Origin of the sequence: Nonomuraea sp. NPDC050663 (assembly GCF_044456985.1) — a bacterium.
Classification (GTDB): domain Bacteria; phylum Actinomycetota; class Actinomycetes; order Streptosporangiales; family Streptosporangiaceae; genus Nonomuraea.
On the sequence record NZ_JBITGL010000024.1, the window covers coordinates 106,878 to 121,826 of the forward strand.

General features: G+C 68.8%; 11 protein-coding genes and 1 pseudogene. 6 read left to right on the plus strand and 6 right to left on the minus strand.

Annotated features, from left to right (window positions below):
* The first annotated feature begins 25 nt into the window (after window positions 1–25).
* From ACIBH1_RS44410 to ACIBH1_RS44425, 4 genes and pseudogenes are all read left to right on the plus strand, one after another.
* A pseudogene (locus ACIBH1_RS44410) lies at window positions 26–993 on the plus strand (DUF6236 family protein).
* A gap of 50 nt (window positions 994–1,043) precedes the next feature.
* Window positions 1,044–1,427: a VOC family protein gene (locus ACIBH1_RS44415; protein ID WP_397320137.1), complete on the plus strand. Its 384-nt coding sequence runs from the start codon at window positions 1,044–1,046 to the stop codon at window positions 1,425–1,427.
* A 25-nt stretch (window positions 1,428–1,452) separates the two neighbouring features.
* Complete coding sequence (locus ACIBH1_RS44420) at window positions 1,453–1,920, plus strand: SRPBCC family protein (RefSeq protein WP_397320138.1); 468 nt, start codon at window positions 1,453–1,455, stop codon at window positions 1,918–1,920.
* Window positions 1,917–2,831, plus strand: a complete 915-nt coding sequence (locus ACIBH1_RS44425; protein WP_397320139.1) for an NADPH:quinone oxidoreductase family protein — start codon at window positions 1,917–1,919, stop codon at window positions 2,829–2,831. The genes ACIBH1_RS44420 and ACIBH1_RS44425 overlap by 4 nt, the downstream gene beginning before the upstream one ends.
* On the opposite strand, the gene ACIBH1_RS44430 is transcribed toward ACIBH1_RS44425, so the two are convergent.
* Entirely contained in the window at window positions 2,797–3,249 is a 453-nt protein-coding gene (locus ACIBH1_RS44430; protein WP_397320140.1) for a hypothetical protein, read from the minus strand. The two genes, ACIBH1_RS44425 and ACIBH1_RS44430, sit on opposite strands and share 35 nt — an antisense overlap.
* A 76-nt stretch (window positions 3,250–3,325) precedes the next feature.
* On the opposite strand from ACIBH1_RS44430, the gene ACIBH1_RS44435 reads away from it, so the two are divergent.
* Complete coding sequence (locus ACIBH1_RS44435; RefSeq protein WP_397320141.1) at window positions 3,326–4,228, plus strand: GNAT family N-acetyltransferase; 903 nt, start codon at window positions 3,326–3,328, stop codon at window positions 4,226–4,228.
* Here the strand turns inward: ACIBH1_RS44435 and ACIBH1_RS44440 are convergent.
* The 3 genes from ACIBH1_RS44440 to ACIBH1_RS44450 all read right to left on the minus strand — a co-directional run bounded on the left by ACIBH1_RS44440 (window position 4,215) and on the right by ACIBH1_RS44450 (window position 9,172).
* A complete protein-coding gene (locus tag ACIBH1_RS44440) occupies window positions 4,215–6,203 on the minus strand; it encodes a molybdopterin-dependent oxidoreductase (protein ID WP_397320142.1) in 1,989 nt (662 codons plus the stop codon). The two genes, ACIBH1_RS44435 and ACIBH1_RS44440, sit on opposite strands and share 14 nt — an antisense overlap.
* Before the next feature lie 14 nt (window positions 6,204–6,217).
* Entirely contained in the window at window positions 6,218–7,786 is a 1,569-nt protein-coding gene (locus ACIBH1_RS44445; protein WP_397320143.1) for a M28 family metallopeptidase, read from the minus strand.
* A gap of 96 nt (window positions 7,787–7,882) precedes the next feature.
* Entirely contained in the window at window positions 7,883–9,172 is a 1,290-nt protein-coding gene (locus tag ACIBH1_RS44450) for a M28 family metallopeptidase (protein WP_397320144.1), read from the minus strand.
* A 198-nt stretch (window positions 9,173–9,370) separates the two neighbouring features.
* On the opposite strand from ACIBH1_RS44450, the gene ACIBH1_RS44455 reads away from it, so the two are divergent.
* On the plus strand, window positions 9,371–11,752 hold the full coding sequence (locus tag ACIBH1_RS44455) for a flippase-like domain-containing protein (protein WP_397320145.1): 2,382 nt from the start codon (window positions 9,371–9,373) through the stop codon (window positions 11,750–11,752).
* Here ACIBH1_RS44455 and mgrA read toward each other — a convergent pair.
* Entirely contained in the window at window positions 11,721–12,743 is a 1,023-nt protein-coding gene (gene mgrA / locus ACIBH1_RS44460; protein WP_397320146.1) for an L-glyceraldehyde 3-phosphate reductase, read from the minus strand. The genes ACIBH1_RS44455 and mgrA overlap by 32 nt on opposite strands.
* Window positions 12,740–14,788: a S9 family peptidase gene (locus ACIBH1_RS44465; protein WP_397320147.1), complete on the minus strand. Its 2,049-nt coding sequence runs from the start codon at window positions 14,786–14,788 to the stop codon at window positions 12,740–12,742. The genes mgrA and ACIBH1_RS44465 overlap by 4 nt, the downstream gene beginning before the upstream one ends.
* Window positions 14,789–14,949: the final 161 nt, after the last annotated feature.

Here is a 14,949-nt window from a genome sequence, read left to right on the forward strand (position 1 = left end):
CGCCGCGGCAGTCGCAGAAGCATTCGTGAGCGTCATCGGCGAGCACGCCGATCAGTTACGCGAGCGGTACCGGGTTGATGCCGACACGGTTAACGAGACCGTCGAGAGCATCATCTCCTCGAGGGGCTCGTTGGTGAGCCTGTACAGAATGTCGCGCACGGAGGCCGTCGCATCGGACAGTCTGCTCGACCCGCCGGAGAGGTTTTCCGCCGAAGAGGATCGCCTACGGTCGACGAGGGCGCCACTTACCGGAATCCTGTTTGGCGAACTCGACGAAGTCGTGCTCACAGCGCTGTGGGACGCGCAGTTGGCCTTGCCGTCGTCACGGATAGGCCTGGACGCCCATAACCCAAGGTACGAATGGATGGCCGTCCATCCCGACCTCGCGTGGATATACAAGTGCGTCCTCAGTCGGGAGGTCGCGCGCCAGAATCGGCTGCATCCTACGACTGACCAGATTGCGGCGCAGACCGCCGACCAGGAATGGGGGAGCCAGCAGATCGCCACCGCCCTGCTCGGGGTTGAATCGTCAGGATCGGCGCGCGCGCACGCGCAGGGTGGAGAGTTGGGACTGCCTGAACGGATCGCCCTTCTGGCCGTCCACATCGCTCTGCCGAACCACTTGGGGGAGATCCCTGTGGCGAAAATCATCAAGCTTCGTCGGCGGCACGGAGCGGAGTTCGACGCCTTCGGCGGCCCCTGGACGACCTTCGGAAGGCGATGAGGGCGTTTGGCATGGACGCCGTGCTGGGGAGTCTCAACCTCAAGGTGGAGTTGCCCGCTGCGGTGGCCGCTACCGGTGGCGCTCTCCTTGCCGGGCAGCCCCTTCTCGCTCTCGGAGGAGGGGCGGCATTCTGCCTGCTCGGCTACGGAAGGAACGCCAGGCAGGCACGCGCCGACAAGCTCGCCCAATCACCGGTCAGCTACCTGCTCCACGTCGGCGGGCTCGCGCCGAACGACCTTGTCCGCCGCCTCATGGGGCGTCGGCTCTGAGCAAATAACCAGTTTGACGTCTTAGCCGGTGTCGCGGTTGGCTGCTATCCATGATTGAACTCCACTCCATCACCGTCGACTGCGAGAACCCGTACGCCCTGGCCACCTGGTGGAGCGAGGCGACCGGCTTCCCCGTCGAGGACGTCGCCAAGCCCGACGACGAGGAGGTCGCTCTCCAGACCGAGACGAGCCCCTATGTCCTGTTCATCCGGGTCCCCGAAGGCAAGTCCACCAAGAACCGCCTCCACCTCGACGTCACCTCCCGCGACGGCAGGACGCGTGATGAGGAGGCCGCGCGGCTGATCGAGCTGGGCGCGACCGTGTACGAGGATCACCGCAACCCTGACGGCACGGGCTGGATCACGCTGCTCGACCCGGCGGGGAACGAGTTCTGCGTGTGCAGGAGCGACGCCGAGAAGGGCTTGCCGGAATAATGTTCGGTGGACGAAGCTGGGTGGCATGAGTGAGCCCAGCGCGTCCGCGAGCATCGAGATCTCCGCGCCGCCAGAGAGGATCTACGAGCTCATCACCGATCTGGCCCGGGTGGGCGAGTGGAACGCCGAGTGCGTCAGCGGGAAGTGGCTCGGCGAGGTGAAGTGGGCCGAGCCCGGAGCACGTTTCGTGGGGAGCAACCGTAACGGCGCGCGCCGGTGGCGTACACACAACACGGTCACGGCGGCCGAGTCCGGCCGGGTCTTCGCGTATCACACGAGGGCGGCGGGCGTGCTCGACATCGCGATCTGGCGGTGGGAGCTGACGCCGAACGGCGAGGGGTGCCGGGTCGAGCACATGACGTGGGACACCAGGGGCGCGTTCATGCGCGTCGTCGGCGGGCTGGTGACCAACGTGCCGGATCGTGCGACGCACAACGGGGCCAACATCCGCAAGACGCTGGCGGCGCTGAAGCAGCACGCGGAGCGCGCGTGAAGGCGGTCGTCTGCGAGGAGCTGGGCTCGGTCGTGCTCAGGGAGGTGCCCGATCCGGTGGCGGGACCTGGCCAGGTGGTGGTCAGGGTCGAGGCGGCCGGGGTCAACTACGTCGACGGCCTGATCGTGAGGGGCTCCTACCAGCTCAGGCCGCCGCTGCCGTTCACGCCGGGCAGCGAGGTGGCGGGCACGCTCGACGACGGCACCAGGGTGCTCGCGTTCTGCATGTTCGGCGGGTTCGCCGAGCAGGTGGTCATCCAGCGTGACCAGGCCGTTCGTGTGCCCGACCGGATCGACTCCGCCAGGGCCGCCGGGTTCGTCCAGAGCTACTGCACCGCCGCCTACGCGCTCAGGCGCAGGGCCCGGATGGAGCCGGGGGAGCGCGTGCTGGTGCTCGGCGCCGGGGGCGGGGTGGGCCTGGCCGCGATCCAGCTGGCCAAGGCGTACGGCGGGCAGGTCCTGGCAGCGGCCTCGACGCCGGAGAAGCGGAAGCTGGCCGCCCAGGCGGGCGCGGACGAGACGATCGGCTACGAGGAGCTGAAGCGGGCGGCGCGCGACTTCGGGGTGGACATCACGGTCGACCCGATCGGCGGCGAGTTGTCGGAGCAGGCTCTGAGGGGGATGCGCGAGGGCGGGCGGCTGCTGGTCATCGGTTTCGCGGGAGGCGCGATCCCCAGCCTGCCCGCCAACCAGGTGCTGCTGCGCAACCGCTCGGTGGTGGGCGTCGACTGGGGCGCGTGGGCGGTCACCCACGCTGGAGAGAACCGGGCCCTGCTGGAGGAGCTGCTGCTCCTCGACGGCCTGGACCCGGTGGCTCCGGAGATCAGGCCGCTCGCCGGCGCGGGGCAGGCGATGGACGACCTGATCGGCAGGCGCATCACTGGGAAGCTCGTGCTCGTCCCTTCATCGTGAGGGTGACGATGCCGGCGATCAGGTAGACCAGGGCGCCCCGCCACAGCGAGTCCCAGGCCGCGCCGACGATGCCGTGACCGTCGATGAGGAGCTGCACCGGGTACTCCAGGATCGCGGTGATCCCGGCGGGCAGCAGGGCGAACTTCCACGGGTGGCGAAGCGCCCACTGCCGTGCCTGGCGGGTGGTGCGGTCGCCTACCTCGGGGTTGGCCACGGCGCCGATGGAGGCGACGAGGGCGAAGAGGCTGATGCCGAGTCCGAGCGCCCAGGTGAGGCTGGGGGAGCCGGGCAGCACCCAGCCCATGAACAGACTGATGCCCGCGATGCCGCCGCCCGCGATGGCGGCGGCCTTCCAAGGGGCGCCACGGAGTGCGGCGCCGGACAGCGAGAGTTCTTCACTCCGAGAGATTTCGTTCATGTCCCCAGAGTGCACGCGAACCACCTGAGGACACATCGGGGACGGACCCTGACTCGCCCCTGACATCATTGGCACCATGATTGAGCAGCTCATGGCCCATGAAGGCGACCGTTTGAAGGCGATCAGGCTTCGCGCGCTGCAGGAGGCGCCCGAGGCGTTCTTCCGAACGTATGAGGAGGAGCGCGACTACTCGGACGAGCGTTGGACCGAAAGCCTGAAAATTCCGGAACTGGAGTGGTTCGTCGCCTCTCTCGACGGCACCGACGTGGGCCTGGTGGGCGGACGCATCGAGAACGGCAGCGTCATGGTCTTCTCCATGTGGGTCGCCCCCGAGGCCAGAGGCAAGGGCATCGCCTCCGTGCTGATCGACATGGTCGTCGACTGGGCTCGCGCCCAGAAGGCCGAGCAGGTCGAGTTGTGGGCGGTCGACTCCAACCACGGCGCCCTTGAGCTCTACCGCCGCAAGGGTTTCCTGCCGAGCGGGGAGACCGCCCTGATGCGCGACGTGCTGCCCGAGTCCCACTACATCCGCTCGCTGCTCTTCCGCACCGCCAAGCTCGACGACCTGTCGGCCATCGTCGCCATGATCGCCGACGACTCCATCTCCGCCGCCAGGACCGGCCAGTACAGCGAGGTCCACGAGCGCGCCTTCCACGCGATCGAGTCCGATCCCAACAACGAGCTCGTCGTGGCCGAGATCGACGGCGAGATCGTCGGCACGGCCCAGCTCACCTACATCCCCGGCGTGTCACGCAACGGCGCGACCAGGCTGCAGGTGGAGGCGGTGCGCATCGCCAAGCACCTGCGCGGCCGCGGCCTGGGCCGCAAGATGATGGAGTGGTGCCACGCCAAGGGCAGGGCACGCGGCTGCGTGCTGGTCCAGCTCACCTCGGACAAGGCGCGGTCCGACGCGCACCGCTTCTACGAGGGCCTTGGCTACGCCAGATCCCACGAGGGCTTCAAGCTCACGCTGGACTGATCTCCACCCGGTTGTCGTGGTAGAGCGCGCCGCGCCCGAGGTCGGCGTCCTTCTCCTGCACGACGGCGTTGGGGTTGGAGCCCCCGCTGAGCTTGGGCCAGCGGCCCTTGGGGGAGGCCACCACGCCGGGCGCCACCCGATCGCTGATCTCGACGACGGCCTCGAAGCCGCCGCGGTCGTTGTGGATCCGCACCCGCTGCCCCGCGGCCAGCCCGCGGGAGGCGGCGTCGGCCGCGTTGACCAGCACCGCCGGGTCCTTGGCCCGGCGCAGCAGTTCGGGGTTGTTGCCGAAGGTGGTGTTCAGGAAGGTGTGGGCCGCCGGGGTGATCAGGGTCAGGGGGTACGGCGAGGCGTCGGACAACCAGCTCGGCGGCACGTAGGCCTTGCCGGCCGAGGGGAAGCGCATACGCCCGGTGGAGGTCGGGAATCCCTCGGCGAAGGGGACGAACGGCTCCGGGTAGTTCATCCGCACCCAGCCCTCCTTGCGCAGCCGGTCGACGGTGATGCCCTGCAGCGAGGGGTGGTCGCCCTTCAGCAGGTCCTCGGCCAGCTCCAGGTCGGAGGCGTGCAACGAGGGCTCGTCGAGGCCCATGTGAGCCGCGAGGCGGCGGAAGGTCTCCGTGGTCGACAGGCACTCGCCGGGCGGGGCGACGGCGGGCTCGTTCCACAGCAGGTACATGTGGCCGTATCCGGCGTGCAGGTCCATGTGCTCGATCTGCATGGTGGCGGGCAGCACGATGTCGGCGTAGTCGACGGTGTCGGTGGGGAACTGCTCCATCACCACCGTGAACAGGTCGTCGCGCAGCAGCCCCTGGCGGATGCGCTCGGAGTCGGAGGTGGAGCCGACCGGGTTGGCGCCGTAGACCCACAGGCACTTGACCTTCTCCAGGTCGGAGGCCAGGCGGGTCATCGTCAGCGTGCGGACCGGCTTGTCGAGCAGGTCGTCGCGGGTGTCGATGGTGAGCTTCACGTGGCCGCTGGTGGAGTAGGCCACGCCGCCGCCCTGACGGCGCCAGTCGCCGGTCACCGCGGGGATGGCGGCGATGGTCCGCATCGCCGTACCTCCTCCGGCGTGACGCTGGATGCCCATGGTCGCCCGGATGGCGGTCGGGCGGGTGTGGGCCAGGCGTGTCCCCAGGTTGTGGATGACGTCGGCGGGGATGCCGGTGATCTCCGCGGCCACCTCGACGGGATACTTCGCGATTTCGGCTGAGAAGTCGTCCCAGCCGCTCGTGAAGCTCTCCACGTACTCCTTGTCCACGGCGCCTTCGGCGACCACCACGTTGAGCAGGCCGAGCGCCAGGGCCGCGTCGGTGCCGGGGCGGATCGCCAGGTGCTCGTCGGCCTGGTCGGCGGTCCGGGTGCGGATCGGGTCGATCGCCACGACGTGCGCGCCCTGGGCCCGCGCGTCCTGGATGAACTTCCACAGGTGGTGACCCGAGGTCAGCGTGTTCGTGCCCCACAGCAGGATCAGCTTGGCGTGCGCGAAGTCCTCGGGGTCCATGCCGCCGGGGGTGCCGTTGGCCAGCGTCAGCCCGGAGTTGCCCGCCGAGGAGCAGATGTTGAGCCAGTGCTTCGAGGCGCCCAGCACGTTCCAGAACCTACGGCCCGCCACGCCCTCGCAGCCTTGCAGGTAGCCGAGCGACCCGGTGCCGTTGTAGGGCCAGATGGCCTCGCCGCCGAACTCGTCGATGATGCCGCGCAGCCGTACGGAGATCTCTTCGAGGGCTTCGTCCCAGCTGATGCGCTCGAACTGCCCGGAACCCTTGGGCCCGGTACGGCGGAGCGGGTGGAGGATGCGGTCGCCCGCGGCGGCGTGTTCCAGGTAGCGGTTGACCTTCACGCACAACGCGCCGCGGGTGTAGGGGTGCTCGGGGTTGCCCCGCATCTTGACGGCCTTGCCGTCGTCGACACTGACGATCCAGGAGCAGGTGTCCGGACAGTCGAGGGGGCAGGCCCCGAGCACATTCAGCATGAACTCAGCCTAAATCAGCTGGCCGAGCGAGCCGCCTCCACATCCGCGCTGTGCGAGTGGCCCGTCGAGGCCGATCGTGCCGCGACCGGGACCTCGTGAGGCTTGCCTGGCTGGTGGATCGCGTCCAGCTTCTCGATGCTGAAGGCGTAGGTGCCGGTCAGCTGGGCGATCGCGTCGGTGTTGACGTCGAGCGCGGTGTCGCTGATGTTCTTGATGTCGTCGCAGGCCTGGTGGTAGCAGGGGTCGTAGCGGCCGTTGAGCACGCCGCCGTACTTGGCGACCTCGGCGGCCGTCTTGCGGCCCTCCGCCCCGGTGAACAGTCCGCCCGCGGCGATGCCGACCTCGATGAACGGCCCGTAGTCGGAGCGTCCGCTGAAGTCGGTGCCCTGGAAGGGAAGGCCGCGCGAGGTGTAGTAGGCCTCGTACTCCTTCTCGATCAGGTCGGAGCCGAACGGTCCAGGACCGGCGCCGACGGCGTCGGAGTCGTCGCCGTCGTAGATCCCGAACATGTAGTTCGGCGAGGCGATCATGTCGTAGTTGAGGTAGAGCCCGATGTTGTTGCGCTCGGCCTCCGGCAGGTTCGTCACGTAGTGCTCGGCGCCGAGGAGACCGAACTCCTCCCCGCCCCAGAAGGCGAAGCGCACGGCGTTCTTCGGCTTGTACTTGGCCAGCTTGAGCGCGGTCTCCAGGAGGCCGGCGACGCCGGAGCCGTTGTCGTTGATGCCGGGGCCCTCGGCGACGGAGTCGAGGTGACCGCCGACCATGACCACGTTGTCCTTGCGCCCGCCACGGGTCTCGGCGATGACGTTGGACGACTGGAAGGTGCGCACCTCGGTGCCGCCCTCGAAGGTGAACTTGACCGTCGCGCCGCCGGCCACCTTGGACAGCGCCTCGCCGGCGTAGTACTCCAGGCCGACGACCGGGATGCTCACCTGGCCGCCGAGGTCGGGGATGATGATCCCGTCACGGCCCGGCTGGCCCTCGTTCATGATCGCGGCGCCGGCGGCGCCCGCCGCGATGGCGTTGGCGACCTTGACCGAGAAGTTGCAGGTGCCGCGCTGCATCAGCGCCCAGTTGCCGGGGGTGAAGCCGGCGAAGTCCGCGGCTTCGCAGCCGGAGCTGGAGGTGTTGGCGACCGGACCGGGCGGGACCACCAGGTCGACGTTCTGCAGCTTGCCGGTGAACGTGCCCTCGGCGGAGCCGGCGGCCGGATACCAGTCGAGCAGCAGGGCGAGGGTCTTGGCCGTCGGCGCGGTCTGCTCGAAGACCGGCGTCGTGACGAATTCCTCGCTCTCGAAGGTGAACGGCTGGACCGTGACGTTGTATCCGGCCAGCTTCAGCAGCGTGGAGACGTACTTGACGGACTGCTCGTAGCCCTTGGTGCCGTCGACGCGGGTGTTGCCGTTGGCCTTGGCTATGAGGTTGAGCGCGTGCAGGTGCAGCTTCGCGTGGCTGCCCTTGACCTCCCTCACCAGTTTGGCGACGTCGTTGTTGCCGCCCCGGTCGGCCTGGGCGGGCCCGGCCATGGGAATGAGCACGGCTAACGCGGCCAGCGCCGCGCCTGCCTTCCAGCGGTGTTTCATTCGGACCTCTCCGGCGGGTGTCGTCGGGATGTGTCGTATGCGCGAAAGTATTGAGATTTCAGCTATTTGAGGAGATCTGTCCGGGTCTCTCTTGAGTCACGAAAGACGAACGAGCCGGCGGATCGCGCTCTCCAGAGCCTCGGCGCAGACGCGCAGCGCCTTGCGGTTGACGTTCTCCAACGTGTCGCACGAGCGGTGGTAGCAGCGGTCCTGGGGCTGCCCGGCCTTCCCGCCGAACTTCTTGGCCTCCGCCTCGCTCTTGTGCTCCTCGGCGCCGGTGAACAGGCCGCCCGCGGGGATGCCCGCCGCGATGAACGGCCCGTAGTCGGAGCGGCCGGTGAAGTCGGAGTCCTGGTACGGCAGGCGCTTGCGCTTGAAGTACTCCTGGAAGGCCCGCTCGATCTCGGCCGACCCCTTGGGACCCGCGCCCGCTCCGGTGCGCGCGGAGTCGTCGCCGTCGTAGATGCCGAAGGTGTAGTTGTCCGAGCCGACCATGTCGAGGTTCACGTAGCCGGTGACCCGCTTGAGCTCCTCGTCCGTCAGGCTCAGCACGTAGTGCGTCGAGCCGAGCAGCCCCTCCTCCTCCGCGCCCCAGAAGGCGAAACGCAGCGCCCGCTTCGGCTTGCTCTGAGCCATCCGCAACGCCAGCTCCAGGACCGTGGCGGAGCCGGTGCCGTTGTCGTTGATGCCGGGGCCGTCCTTCACCGAGTCGAGGTGGGCGCCGACCATGAGCACGTCGTCGGCGGCGCCCGCCGCGGTCTGGGCGATCACGTTGTGGGTGACACGCTCCTCGCTGACCGTCGAGGTCGCCACGCGCACGCTCGGCGACTTGGCCAGCTTCTCCCCGGCCGCGCGGCTCACGCCCACCACCGGGATGCGCTGCGGCGACTCCAGGCTCCCGAGGAAGACCCCCTTGGCGCGGTTGGCGACGACCACCGCGGCCGCTCCCGCGCGGGTGGCGTTGACCACCTTGACCTTGAACGTGCAGTCCCCGCGATCGACCAGAGCGATCTTGCCGGGCTCGAATCCCTCGAAGTCCGAGGGCATGCAGCCGTCGCCCACCCGCCGCGGCTCGGCCGTCACGTCGCCGGAGGCCGAGAACATGAAGGTCACGACCTTCGGAAAAGCCTTCTTACCTACCAGCACCGGAGGGGCCAGTTCGCGGTAGAACGGAAAGGTGAAAGGCTGCTGTTCCACCTTGTACCCCGCCTGCTGGAGGCGAGTGGCAACATAAGCCGCTGAAGCGTCGTAGCCGGGCTCGCCGGCCGCGCGGTTGCCGCCGTGCGCGTTGGCGATCGCCTGGAAGGCCTGGAGGTGATCCATCACATTGTCGACGGAGATTCCGGGCGTGGCCAGAGCGAGCGCCAGCATCGCGTGAGTGATCATGTGTAGAGCTTGGGCATAAGCGGGGCCGAGGCCTGGTAGGGCACGGGCGACCTGGTTGACTCCTTACCCGGTTCCATGACGTGAGTGACGGTTGAGGACACTGGAGTCGAAAGAATCCGAAGAAAGGGCAGAATCGCGTCAGTGGCCAATATCAGGGAAGCTGAGGACACGGAGGATCTCGTAGAGGAGGATCCAGCCGTGGCTGAGGCGCGCGACGAGCCCGCCGTGTTCGTCGTGGAGCCGCTGTTCCCGCAGCGTCTGCGGCGACCGTCCGACGCTCTGCGCTTCCTGGCGACCGTGCTGGCCCTCGTCGCGGTCATCCTGCTCTCGCTGGTGGCGAAGCAGACCCTCAACGGGCTGGAGCAGGACATCCAGACCGGCACCGAGTACGTCCCCAGCCTGCTGTCGCGGCTGGCCACCTTCCTCGGAGGCGCCGCGGTGCTGGCCGTGCCCGCCGCCTTCGCGGTCGAGCGGGTCTTCCACCGCGACGGCCTGCGCGTGGCCGAGGGCCTGATCGCCGCCATCATCGGCATGGTCGGCTCCTACCTGGTCGGCGTCTGGGTGGAGTCGCCCGGCGGACCCGAGGACCTGGGCAACCTGCTCACCGGCGGCGGCCGCCTCGACGCGCTCAACGCCCTGCTGACCTCGGTCATCGCCTACGCGACAGCCGTACGGATCAACCGGCGGCCCACCTGGCGCGCGATCCTGTGGACGGTCGTCGCGCTCTTCCTGCTGTCGCTGTTCAGCGGCCGGCAGATCACGATCCCCAGCGCCCTGGTGACCGTGCTGTTCGGCATGGCCATCGGCTACGCCACCCTGTACGGCATCGGCAGCCCGAACACCCGCCCCCCGGGCAACGCGGTGCTGGCGACGCTGCGCAGGCTGTCGTTCCAGCCCGTCTCCGCGCGCCGCATCGAGGACGACCACCAGGGCAGCCGCCGCTACTCCGTCGGGCTGCGCGACGGATCCTCGCTCGACGTCACCGTGCTCGACCGCGACCAGCAGGTCGCCGGCCTGCCGTACCGCCTGTGGCGCCGGATCTGGATGGCGACCGAGACCCGCCGGCGCGCCATCCGCTCGCTGCGCGCCGAGCTGGAGCGCGAGGCGCTCATGGCCTACGCCGCCTCCGCTGCCGGCGTCTCGACGCCGCGCCTGCTGGCCACCAGCGAGATCGGCACCGAGGCGGCGCTGCTGGCCTACGAACACCTCGAGACGCGGCGGCTCGACGACCTCGACGACGCCGAGGTCACCGACGAACTCCTGGTCAAGATCTGGAAGCAGCTCAAGCTCCTGCAACGCCAGCGGCTGGCCCACCGCCGGCTGACCGGCGACAGCATCCAGGTCGACGGCGACGGCAACGTCGTGTTCGGCGACGCGCGCAGCGGCGAGATCGCCGCGGGCGACCTGCTGCTGCGCATCGACGTCGCCCAGCTGCTGACCTCGACGGCCCTGCGCGTCGGCGCCGAGCGCTCGGTGAACGTGGCCGCCTCGGTGATGGGCAACGCCACGCTGGCCGGAGCGCTGCCGCTGCTGCAGAAGATCGCGCTCATCCGCGAGACCAGGGCGGCGCTGAAGAAGAACAAGCAGCTCCTGACCGAGCTGCGCGACCGCATCGTGGAGCGCAAGCCCCAGGCCGAGGCCGAGGAGGTGCGGCTGGAGCGGTTCCGGCCGCGCACCCTCATCACCATCATCGCCAGCGCCTTCGCGGCCTACGTGGTGCTGTCGCAGATCACCCAGGTCGACCTCGGACTCGTCGTCACCACGGCGAACTGGTGGTGGGGAGCCCTGGCGCTGGGAGCCTCCGTCATCTCCTTCGTCGCCGCCACGTTCGTGATCAGAGGGTTCGTCCCCGCCGGGCTGCCGTTCGGGCGCACCATGCTGGTGCAATTCGCCTCGTCGTTCGTGAAGCTGGTGGCGCCCGCCGCCGTGGGCGGCATCGCGATCAACACCCGCTACCTGCAGAAGCGCGGCGTGCCCTCGACCCTCGCGCTGGCCAGCGTCGGTGCCTCGCAGCTCATCGGCCTGGTCTTCCACATCAGCCTGCTGCTGCTGTTCGCCTACATCACCGGCTCGAACACCGCCAGCTCGTTCACCCCGTCGCGCACCCTCGTCGTGGTGCTGCTGATCGTCGCCGTGCTGATCGTGGTGGTCCTCGGGGTGCCCCCGCTGCGGCGGCTGGTCACCGGACGGCTGCGCTCGCTGTTCTCCAACGTCCTGCCGCGCCTGCTGGACGTGCTGCAGTCACCGGCCAAGATGCTGGAGGGCTTCGGCGGCACGCTGCTGCTCACCATCGCCTTCGTCGTCTGCCTCGACGCCTGCGTCCGGGCCTTCGGCGGCGAGATCAGCTTCACCGCGGTGGCCGTCGTCTTCCTGACGGCCAACGCGATCGGCTCGGCCGCGCCCACACCGGGTGGTCTGGGCGCGGTCGAGGTGGCGCTGATCGCCGGCCTCCGGGTCGCCGGGGTGCTCGACCCCGTCGCGACCTCGGCGGTGCTGCTCTACCGGCTGCTCACCTTCTGGCTGCCGGTGCTGCCCGGCTGGGCCTCCTTCACCTACCTGCAGAGGAAGCAGGCCCTGTGAGCTCGTCGATGGCGGCCAGCTCGTCGTCGGTGAACGGCGGGCCGTCCACCATCGCCACGTTGGCCTCCAGCTGAGCCGTGCTGCTCGCGCCGATCAGCACGCTGGTCACCCGCGGGTCGCGCAGCGCCCAGCTGAGCGCCATCTGCGCCAGCGACTGGCCGCGCTGCTCGGCGATCTTGTTCAGGCCTCCGGCGAGCTCGCGGTTGACCTGCTCCTCGCTGAGGAACCTGCTGGTCGCCGCCCGCGAGTCGTCGGGCACGCCCTTCAGGTACCGGTCGGTCAGCAGGCCCTGCTGCAGCGGCGAGTAGACGATGCAGCCCATGCCCTCCTGCTCAAGGGTGTCGAGCAGGCCGCCCTCGATGTGGCGGTTGACCATGGAGTACGACGGCTGGTGGATGAGCAGCGGCGTGCCCAGCTCCCGCATGATGCGCGCCGCCTGCGCCGTCTGCTCGGGGCTGTAGTTGGACACGCCCGCGTACAGCGCCTTGCCGCTGCGCACCGCGTGGTCCAGAGCCCCCATCGTCTCCTCGAGCGGGGTGTCGGGGTCGGGGCGGTGGCTGTAGAAGATGTCGACGTAGTCGAGCCGCATCCGCTTCAGCGACTGCTCCAGGCTGGCCAGGACGTACTTCCTGCTGCCCCACTCGCCATAGGGACCCGGCCACATGTCGTAGCCGGCCTTGGTGCTGACGATCAGCTCGTCGCGGTACTTCAGGAAGTCCTGCTGGAAGATGGTGCCGAAGTTCGCCTCCGCCGAGCCGTACGGCACGCCGTAGTTGTTGGCGAGGTCGAAATGGGTGACACCCAGGTCGAAGGCCTTGCGCAGGATCGCCCGGCTCGTGGTGATGGGGCGGTCGTCCCCGAAGTTGTGCCACAGGCCCAGGCTGACCGCGGGCAGCCTCAGCCCGCTGCGCCCGCTGCGGTTGTACGGCTGGCGTTCGTACCTGGCCCCGGCCGCCTCGTAGGCGGTCAGGCCTCCGGGTGGTGGCTTCATGCGCCGGTTCCCCTCTCGATGATCCACGACAGCGCGAAGGCCTCCTCGCGCCACGCGTCGTAGCGCCCGCTGCGACCGCCGTGACCCGCTCCCATCTCGGTCTTGAGCAGGAACGGCCCGCCCTGGGCGAGCGTGCGCAGCCGAGCTACCCACTTGGCGGGCTCGTGGTAGAGCACGCGGGTGTCGTTGAGGCTGGTGATGGCCAGGATCGGCGGGTACGTCTTGGCCTCGACGTTCTCGTAGGGGGAGTAGGACTTCATGTAGGCGTACACGTCGGCGTTGTGCAGCGGGTCGCCCCACTCGTCCCACTCGATCACCGTCAGCGGCAGCGACGGGTCGAGGATGGTGTTGAGCGCGTCGACGAACGGCACCTCCGCGACCACCCCGGCGAACTGCTCCGGCGCCAGGTTCGTCACCGCGCCCATGAGCAGGCCGCCCGCGCTCCCGCCTCGGGCGATCACTCGGGTGTCGCGCTGCGCCTTGAGGTGCTTCGCGGCGGCGACGAAGTCGGTGAAGGTGTTCTTCTTGTGCAGGAGCTTGCCCTGCTCGTACCAGCGTCGGCCCATCTCGCCTCCGCCGCGCACGTGGGCGACGGCGAAGGTGAAGCCGCGGTCCAGGAGGCTGAGGCGGGGCACCGAGAAGCTCGGGTCGATCGAGGTCTCGTAGCTGCCGTAGCCGTACAGCAGGGTCGGGCCGCCCTCGGGCGCGTCCTTGCGGCTCACGATCGAGATCGGCACCTTCGTGCCGTCGTCGGCGGTCGCCCAGTCACGGCGCTGCACGTAGTCGGACGCGTCGTAGCCGCCCAGCACCGGGCGCTGCTTGAGGAGGATGAGCTCCCTGGTCGCCAGGTCGTAGTCGTAGACGCTCGGCGGGGTGACCATGCTGGTGTAGCCGAGGCGCAGGCGGTTGGTGGTGAACTCCGGGTTCCCGGCGGGCGCGACGTCGTACAGCGGTTCGGGCCATTCGATCTCGTACGGCTCGGCGTCGTTGGGCAGGATGCGCAGGCCCGTCAGACCGTTCTTGCGGAAGTGCACGACGGCGTGGTCGCTGAAGGCGTCGATCTCCAGCAGACGCGTGTTCTCGTCGTGGGGGATGTGGGGCGTCCACGTGCCTGGGTCGTCGAGCGGGGCGGTGGCGAGCTCGAAGTTCTCGGCGTTCTGGTTGTGCAGCACGTAGAAGCGGTCGCCCGCGTGCTCGACGCCGTACTCCACGCCGGTCTCACGCGGGCGCACGACCTGGAACTCGCCCGACGGGTTCGAGGCGTCGAGGAGGTGGACCTCGCTGGTGATCTTGCTGCCGATGCCCATCACCAGGTACTTCTCGCTGCGGGTCAGGCCGATGCCGAGCCAGAACCGTTCGTCGCTCTCCTCGTAGACCAGCACGTCCTCGCTGCTGCCGAGGGTGTGGCGGTAGAGCTGGTAGGGGCGCCACGCGTCGTCGACGCGGGTGTAGAAGAACGCAGAACCGTCGGCCGACCAGGCGCCGCCGTAGAAGACGTCCTCGATCTCGTCGGGGAGCTCCTCGCCGGTCTCCAGGTTCTTGAACTTCAGGGTGAAGCGCTCGGCGCCCTTGTAATCGGTGGAGTAGGCCAGCATCGTCCCGTCGGGGGTGATGGAGCTGGTGCCGACGGAGAAGAAGTCGCTGTCGCCGGCGAGCGCGTTGCCGTCGAGGACGATCTGCTCATCGGGGAAGGACTTGCCTGCCTCGACCTGGGGAGGCGTGTCGCCGTCCGCCCTGAGCCGGCACGACACGGCGTACTGCTTGCCCTCCTCCGTGCGGGTGAAGTACCACCAGCCGTTCTTGCGGCTCGGGACGGACAGGTCCGTCTCCAGCGTGCGGCTCTTGATCTCCTGGAAGATCTGCTCCTGCAGGTCGGCCAGGTGGCCGGTCTCTCCCTTGAGGTAGGCGTTCTCCGCCTCCAGATAGGCGACCGTGTCGGGGTCCTCCTTGTTGCCCAGCCATGCGAATTCGTCGATGACGGTGTCGCCGTGGTGGGTGCGCTCGGTGGGTATCTGCTTGGCCTCAGGCGGCGTGTTGCTGCTCACATGGCGAGTCTAGGAGGCGGTGATTCGCTACAGTCTTGCTCGGCAGTGTGTCTCAAGCAGTCTTGGGCGCTGCTAATCTTTCTAAGCCGACGTCGTGCGGCGCAACTCTCTCCCTCTTGATGGTGTGGGTGCTGCGCGTGTGGCGGTGGCTCCCTCAGGCT

Coding starts and splice junctions, on each gene's coding strand:
- ACIBH1_RS44415 (WP_397320137.1), top strand. CDS start 1,044: ATGATTGAACTCCACTCCATCACCGTCGACTGCGAGAACCCGTACGCC.
- ACIBH1_RS44420 (WP_397320138.1), top strand. CDS start 1,453: ATGAGTGAGCCCAGCGCGTCCGCGAGCATCGAGATCTCCGCGCCGCCA.
- ACIBH1_RS44430 (WP_397320140.1), bottom strand. CDS start 3,249: ATGAACGAAATCTCTCGGAGTGAAGAACTCTCGCTGTCCGGCGCCGCA.
- ACIBH1_RS44435 (WP_397320141.1), top strand. CDS start 3,326: ATGATTGAGCAGCTCATGGCCCATGAAGGCGACCGTTTGAAGGCGATC.
- ACIBH1_RS44440 (WP_397320142.1), bottom strand. CDS start 6,203: ATGCTGAATGTGCTCGGGGCCTGCCCCCTCGACTGTCCGGACACCTGC.
- ACIBH1_RS44445 (WP_397320143.1), bottom strand. CDS start 7,786: ATGAAACACCGCTGGAAGGCAGGCGCGGCGCTGGCCGCGTTAGCCGTG.
- ACIBH1_RS44450 (WP_397320144.1), bottom strand. CDS start 9,172: ATGATCACTCACGCGATGCTGGCGCTCGCTCTGGCCACGCCCGGAATC.
- mgrA (WP_397320146.1), bottom strand. CDS start 12,743: ATGAAGCCACCACCCGGAGGCCTGACCGCCTACGAGGCGGCCGGGGCC.